The sequence below is a fragment of the Caballeronia sp. M23-90 genome (assembly GCF_053574605.1).
The window spans coordinates 1-6,012 of the sequence record NZ_JBSIPA010000404.1; the positions used below are offsets into that span (position 1 = coordinate 1).

The following is a 6,012-nucleotide window of genomic DNA, read 5'->3' on the forward strand; positions in this document are numbered from 1 at the left end:
TCGGTTTCGCCGTCGCGCACGCGGCGCACGCCGGCTGCGACTTCGCGGTCGCCCAAAATGGCGAAGAACGTTCCCACGGCGAGAGAAAACCTGCTGAGGAACGACGCATTCAAATCACTCATAAACGACTCCTGTTGTGCTCTTCGACGAACGCGCCGGGACTGGCTGCCCGCGGCTGTCCTTTTACGCCGGCGGGGACAAAGGCCCTGGGTCTGGCGGCGTTTTCCGGTTCGGTAATGTGATTGCAAGCTGCGCACCACCGGCAGATTGCCGGGGCGCGTTATGGCCGCGAAACCCGTATTTTGCCCTGAGGCGGGCATCGGCCGTTCGATGAGCGTAATTTGGGCGACCAAGCCGTCGCCCAGTGCCGCAGCTTTCTGGTGTGTTTCCAGCCGCCAATCGCCCGGATTTTAGCGTTGCGACGATTCCGGCAGATCTTCAATGTTCCGCGCCCACGCAAGCGCCGAGCTGCACCAACCTTGCTTTAGCCCGGGGATCCGGGCGCGCTGCGCGATCGCGCCGAGGCGGAGATTGAACTGGGTGGGGTTATCGGCGGCCGAGGCATAGATCGGCGTGCCGCAATCGGCGCAAAAGGCCTGGGCGCGTCGTGAACCGGATTCGGCCGTCTTGATGTAGATCTTCGGCTGGCCGCGCAAGATCCGGAAGTCTTCGGCCGCAGCGGGAACGCTTGCCCGGAAGGGCGCGCCGGAGAGCGTCTGGCAATCGGTGCAATGGCAAACGCCGGCCTTTTGTGGATCGACAATGGCCTCGTAAGCGATTGCACCGCAATGGCAACTACCTTCGACTTTCATCTTTGTCTCCCTGGCTCAAAGGTTTTGATCGCATCGGATTGGGGTCTGTCAGGCGCTTCATAAGGCGGCCTCCGGCCGCCAATGCGTCGGTTCAGGGAAATGATATGCCGAAGTCGAACGCTCGATTGCTTCGAGAGAGGGCGTAATGATCCACGCTAGAATCGTCCGGCGCCGTGGCTGCATGCGCGGCGTTCGTTGCTCATTCATTGCTTAACGACGCATGACTCATCGAACACCCAGGGGAACTGTCCGTGGCGCCAAGCTCTCTTCGCGTATCGACTCCACGTTTCTGGCGAGATGCCAGGCTGCCGTTCATTGAAGCCCGCGCAATCGACGATGGCCGCAAGATCAGCTACGGCAGGCACGCCCACGAGACGTTCTCGATCGGCGCGGTGACGGGTGGCGAGAGTATCTATGAGAGCGGGCGCGTGAGTCAGCGCGTGGGACCGGGCGCGGTCGTGCTGATGAATCCGCACGACGTGCACGCGTGCAACCCGCTCGATGACCGGCCATGGTCTTATCGGATGTTGAATATCGATACGGCATGGCTCACGTCCCTCCAGCATGATCTTGGCTTCAGCCACGGCGAAGGGTTTCGTGCCTTCTCGACCGCGGCGAGCTGGCAGCCCGAGCTCTACGCCGGGCTGAACCGGCTCTACGCGACGCTGATCGACAAGTTTGCTGACCCGCTGCAAAAACACAGCGCTGTAATCGAGTTTATCGACGATGCACACCGTTGGCTGAATCCCGCCCCCGCGCAGGCAAAGGATAAGTCTCACAAGCTCGAACGCGCGGTGCAATACATCCGCGCGCATCGCACGCGCTCGCTTTCGCTCGACGAGATCTGCACGGCGGCGCAACTGTCGGCGTCATATCTGATCCGCGCGTTCAAGTCCCGCTACGGAATGACGCCGCACGCGTATCTGGTCAATTGCCGCGTCGAATTCAGTCGCGCCGAGTTGAAACGCGGCCGGCCGATCGCCGAAGTCGCCGCCGACGCCGGTTTCGCCGACCAGGCGCATCTGCATCGGGTATTCCGGCAGCTTGTCGCGGCGACGCCGGGGCAGTATCGCGGCTGATTGCGAAATTGTTTGCAGGCCGCTAGCTTTTCAAAAGGCAGATTGCGCTGACGGCAAGCAGGACGGCCATTGCGCGGTTGAAAACCCGCACGCGCGCCGGCTCATGCAGATGCGGGCGCAGCAATGTTCCCGCTACGGCCCAGCACGAAAGCGATGCAAAGCAGATGCCGAAGAACAGCGCTGTGAAGCGCCACACCATGAACGTGTCGCCATTTGCCGCATAAGCACCCATTCCCGCTGTCGATGCAAGCCATGCCTTCGGGTTGAGCCATTGCATCGCGGCTCCTGAGGCGGCCGATGCTTTTTCATCGGTTTGATTGGTGGCGAGCCTGCCGTCGTCGCGTGCAAGCTGCCAAGCCATGAACAACAGGTACACGACGCCTGCCCACAGAATGATTTGCATCAGTTGCGGGCAGTGCGCCAGGACCTGATTCAGACCAAGACCAATCAGCAGAAGCAGCACGGTGAAACCAATCGTCGCGCTGGTCACGTGCCGCATTGCAGCGCCGACGCAGCTGCGCACGCCGGTGCTGAGTGCAACGAGATTGACCGGGCCGGGCGTGATCGAGCAGACAAGTGCAAACGCGGACATCGATAAGAACTGGTTCATGGGCTTCGGACAAGTCAGATGTGAACGACATCCCGAAGTTAAGTGGTGAACGAGCGCGTGTATTGAATAAAACTGCCCTTTTGCAGGAGCCGAGGTGGGCAAGGCACACCACGGAACGAAGATTCACTTCTTGTCCCAGATGACCAGATTCTTGTCCTTTGTATCGGCGACGAAGATCGCCAGCAATTTTGCCGGCGCGGAAGCGCTCACATTTTCGCTGACGGTGTGATGAACGCCGGGCGCTTCAGTCCAATGCTCGCCGGCGTTATAGACACGGGACGCGCCATTGCCCAACTGACTGCGAATCTGGCCCTGGAGTACGTAGCCGACAACAAAGGCCTGCCCATGACGGTGTGGAATGGACTTGGCGCCGGGCGGGTAATCGACGACGATCGCGGAGATAGTCTTGCCGGGCACGTTGGGAAGCGCATCTGCGAACGCAGGCGTGATGGTTTCGCGCACGAGGTCCTCATTCTGCGCGACCGCAGCGGCAGGGATGATTGCCATCGACGCCGCCAACGCCGCGGCCGATACAAGTGTATTGATCGTCATTTGGCGACCTCCAGGTTTTTAGGTGAGTTGCGATGCAACAAGGCGAGCCAGTGGCGACTTTCAGTCGGTGCGATATCCTTCGTTAACCTAAATAGTGAAACAGTACGAATTGATGCGGATTTCGTCAGCGGTTCAATGCCGGCGTCACGGAACAAGCACGATTTTCCCCGGCGCATGCTTGCGGCCCTCAAGCATCTCATGAGCTACCCGAGCCTCCGGCAACGGCAGAACTTCACCAACGCGTGTTTTGAGCGCTCCCGTTTCCAGCAACTCGGAAAGCGCGATGAGCGTTGCAGTGTTGACCCTGACCAACATGAAGTTCGCGCTTACTTCAGCCGCCGCTGCCCGCTCGGCATTGGGTTCAGCGACAGCCGATACCACCTTGCCCCCAGGTTTGACAGTTTCAAAGGAACGGTCAAGCGACTCCCCGCCGATCAAGTCAATCACGACATCGACGGAATGCCGGTATTCATCGAATGATTGTTCGCGGGTATCAAACACCTGATCTGCGCCAAGCGACATCACAAGGTCCGCATCCCGGTGCGATGCACTGGCTATAACGAAGGCGCCTGCACGGCGGGCCAGTTGAACGGCAAACGCGCCGACGTTGCCGGCTCCGCCCAATACGAGAACCCGGTCGCCTTCCTTCAGTTGTGCCTGTTCGAAAAGCATCTGCCACGCCGTGACTGCTATGACGGGCACGGACGCCGCTTCCTCGAAGCTCAGCGTGGAAGGTTTGCGCGCGATCATGCCCGCATCCGCAAGCGCGTATTCGCCATACGCGCCCGTGAATCTTGGATTGGTCACGCCGAAGACATCGTCTCCTGCCGATAATCCGCTTACCCCTTCTCCTGTGGTCACGACGGTTCCGGCAATGTCCGAACCCAATGTCAGAGGAAGCGGTTGGGGCAAGACGCTGTTGCCCGAGCGGATCCACGCATCCCATGGTCCGACTCCGGCAGCCGCGACACGCAGCAGAACCTGACCTGCCGCAGGGCGCTCGAGCGGGACGTTCCGGTATTGCATTGAACTGATACCGCCGAAACTATCGATCTGGACAGCCTTGAACGCTGCGGGCAATGCCGATGTCAACGGATCCATGATTCAAAGCTCCAGGCAGAGGGTTCGAAAATCGCGGGAAAGTTGTGCGTTTTAGCCGGTTACGTTCTCGGAATTAGTATAGGTCGCATACTGGAGGCCGAATCGGCATCCTTGCGCCGAGAATCGGTTTGATTAGAGCCGCCTATGACGCGCCTTGGCTGCGAACGCCATCCAGCACGCCAAGGCCCGGGAATTGCTGCGTTCAAAAGCTCGGGTGGCAGTATCGATCAGCCGGTGTGGTTCCACCGTCGGCTCCCGGCGATCGCCCCCGGCCCTGCCAAGCCCCGAGCCGCCCGACATCGGTTCTTGAACGTGACGGCCGGCAGACATCACCCCACGACGTAATCCCTAACTTGAGGGAACAAGCATGCACTTCGTCATCAACGGCAACGAGCTAGAGCTGGAGTTCGACCCGAGGACATCGCTCCTCGATTTGCTGCGTGAGCAGCGTCACCTGTTCGGCGCAAAAAAGGGTTGCAATCAGGGCGCATGTGGCGCGTGCACCGTGCTCGTCAACGGGACACGCATCAACAGTTGCCTCGCGTTGGCGGTGCAGTATTCAGATTGCGAAATCACCACGATTGAAGGACTGGGCGAACCGGGCAAGCTTCACCCGCTGCAGGCCGCCTTCGTCGAACACGATGGTTTCCAGTGTGGCTACTGTACCCCCGGGCAGATCTGCTCGGCGATCGGCATGGTCGAGGAATTGAAGCGCGGCGTGCCAAGCTATGTCAGCGACGACGTGGCTGCGGAGGGCTTCGCACTCACCGACACCGAGCTGCGTGAACGAATGAGTGGCAACCTGTGCCGCTGCGGCGCCTATAACGGCATCGTCGATGCAATCCAGGAAACGTTCGGTTCCGACAAGGCCGAGCCCGGCACGCGCGAGGCCGCCTGATGAATCCCTTTACCTATGAACGTGCTTCGGACCCGCAAGCGGCGCTGGCGCTAGGCGCTCAATCGGGCGCCAAATACCTGGGCGGAGGAACCAATCTCGTTGACCTGATGCGCGAGACCATCGAGCATCCGGCGGTACTGGTCGACATAACCGGACTCTCGTGTGCAATAGAAGCTGTCGGCGATGGCGGCCTGCGGATCGGCGCCGGGGTCAGGAATACGGCAGCGGCGGCTGACCGGCTCGTGCGCGAGCGTTATCCGCTGTTGTCCGAGGCCATCCTGGCAGGTGCTTCGGCCCAGATCCGCAACATGGCCACAGTCGGCGGCAACCTCCTGCAGCGCACTCGCTGCGGCTACTTCTATGACGACGCGGCGCACTGCAATAAACGCTCGCCCGGAACGGGCTGCGACGCCATGGAGGGCTTCAACCGCATGCACGCCATCCTTGGCGCCTCCGATGCCTGCGTCGCCACCTATCCCTCGGACATGGCCGTGGCGCTGGCTGCACTGGATGCGGTAGTAACCGTCGAAGGTCCCGGCGGCGCACGCGACATTCCGCTGGTCGACTTCCACGTACTGCCCGGTGATACGCCACAGATCGAAACGGTGCTGGAGCCCGGCGAGTTGATCACCGCCGTGACCCTGCCGCCCGCTTTGCCGGGGCGTTCCAGCTACCGGAAGGTGCGTGATCGCGCGTCTTATGCCTTTGCGCTCGTCTCGGTAGCTGCGGTCCTGGAAGTGCAGGACGGCGTTGTGAAGGAAGTGCGTATCGCGCTGGGTGGCGTTGCGCACAAACCGTGGCGCGCGAATGCAGCCGAGGCGGCCCTAAAGGGCCAGGGCGTGTTCCAGCACGTCAATGGTGTGACGAAAGTAGTTTCCGGGTACGCGGGCGGTCAGGCAAGTACTGCGCAGTATGAGACCGTAAGCGGCGGCCAGACCGGTCATGCTGAGTCGGTGCAGA

At 61.0% G+C, this 6,012-nt stretch carries 7 protein-coding genes and 1 pseudogene; 3 read left to right on the forward strand and 5 right to left on the reverse strand.

Annotated elements, in window-relative coordinates; all coding sequences use genetic code 11:
• Window positions 1-122, reverse strand: a pseudogene (locus ACRXB1_RS28265) (DUF2760 domain-containing protein); the annotation flags it as partial.
• Between the two features lie 288 nt (window positions 123-410).
• A complete protein-coding gene (locus ACRXB1_RS28270) occupies window positions 411-812 on the reverse strand; it encodes a GFA family protein (protein WP_449493907.1) in 402 nt (133 codons plus the stop codon).
• A gap of 251 nt (window positions 813-1,063) precedes the next feature.
• Between ACRXB1_RS28270 and ACRXB1_RS28275 the strand changes: the two genes are divergently transcribed.
• A complete protein-coding gene (locus ACRXB1_RS28275; RefSeq protein WP_449493908.1) occupies window positions 1,064-1,891 on the forward strand; it encodes an AraC family transcriptional regulator in 828 nt (275 codons plus the stop codon).
• A gap of 22 nt (window positions 1,892-1,913) precedes the next feature.
• Here the strand turns inward: ACRXB1_RS28275 and ACRXB1_RS28280 are convergent, their stop codons facing one another.
• The 3 genes from ACRXB1_RS28280 to ACRXB1_RS28290 all read right to left on the reverse strand — a co-directional run bounded on the left by ACRXB1_RS28280 (window position 1,914) and on the right by ACRXB1_RS28290 (window position 4,154).
• On the reverse strand, window positions 1,914-2,501 hold the full coding sequence (locus tag ACRXB1_RS28280) for a LysE family translocator (protein ID WP_449493909.1): 588 nt from the start codon (window positions 2,499-2,501) through the stop codon (window positions 1,914-1,916).
• Between the two features lie 123 nt (window positions 2,502-2,624).
• Window positions 2,625-3,053: a cupin domain-containing protein gene (locus ACRXB1_RS28285; protein WP_062001383.1), complete on the reverse strand. Its 429-nt coding sequence runs from the start codon at window positions 3,051-3,053 to the stop codon at window positions 2,625-2,627.
• A 144-nt stretch (window positions 3,054-3,197) separates the two neighbouring features.
• Window positions 3,198-4,154 carry an NADP-dependent oxidoreductase gene (locus ACRXB1_RS28290; RefSeq protein ID WP_449493910.1) on the reverse strand — a complete coding sequence of 319 codons (957 nt, stop codon included), beginning with the start codon at window positions 4,152-4,154 and terminating at the stop codon, window positions 3,198-3,200.
• A 367-nt stretch (window positions 4,155-4,521) separates the two neighbouring features.
• Between ACRXB1_RS28290 and ACRXB1_RS28295 the strand changes: the two genes are divergently transcribed.
• Both ACRXB1_RS28295 and ACRXB1_RS28300 read left to right on the forward strand, forming a co-directional pair.
• A complete protein-coding gene (locus tag ACRXB1_RS28295) occupies window positions 4,522-5,052 on the forward strand; it encodes a 2Fe-2S iron-sulfur cluster-binding protein (protein WP_449493911.1) in 531 nt (176 codons plus the stop codon).
• On the forward strand, window positions 5,052-6,012 hold a 961-nt coding region (locus ACRXB1_RS28300; protein ID WP_449493912.1), incomplete at its 3' end, for an FAD binding domain-containing protein. The genes ACRXB1_RS28295 and ACRXB1_RS28300, both read left to right, overlap by 1 nt.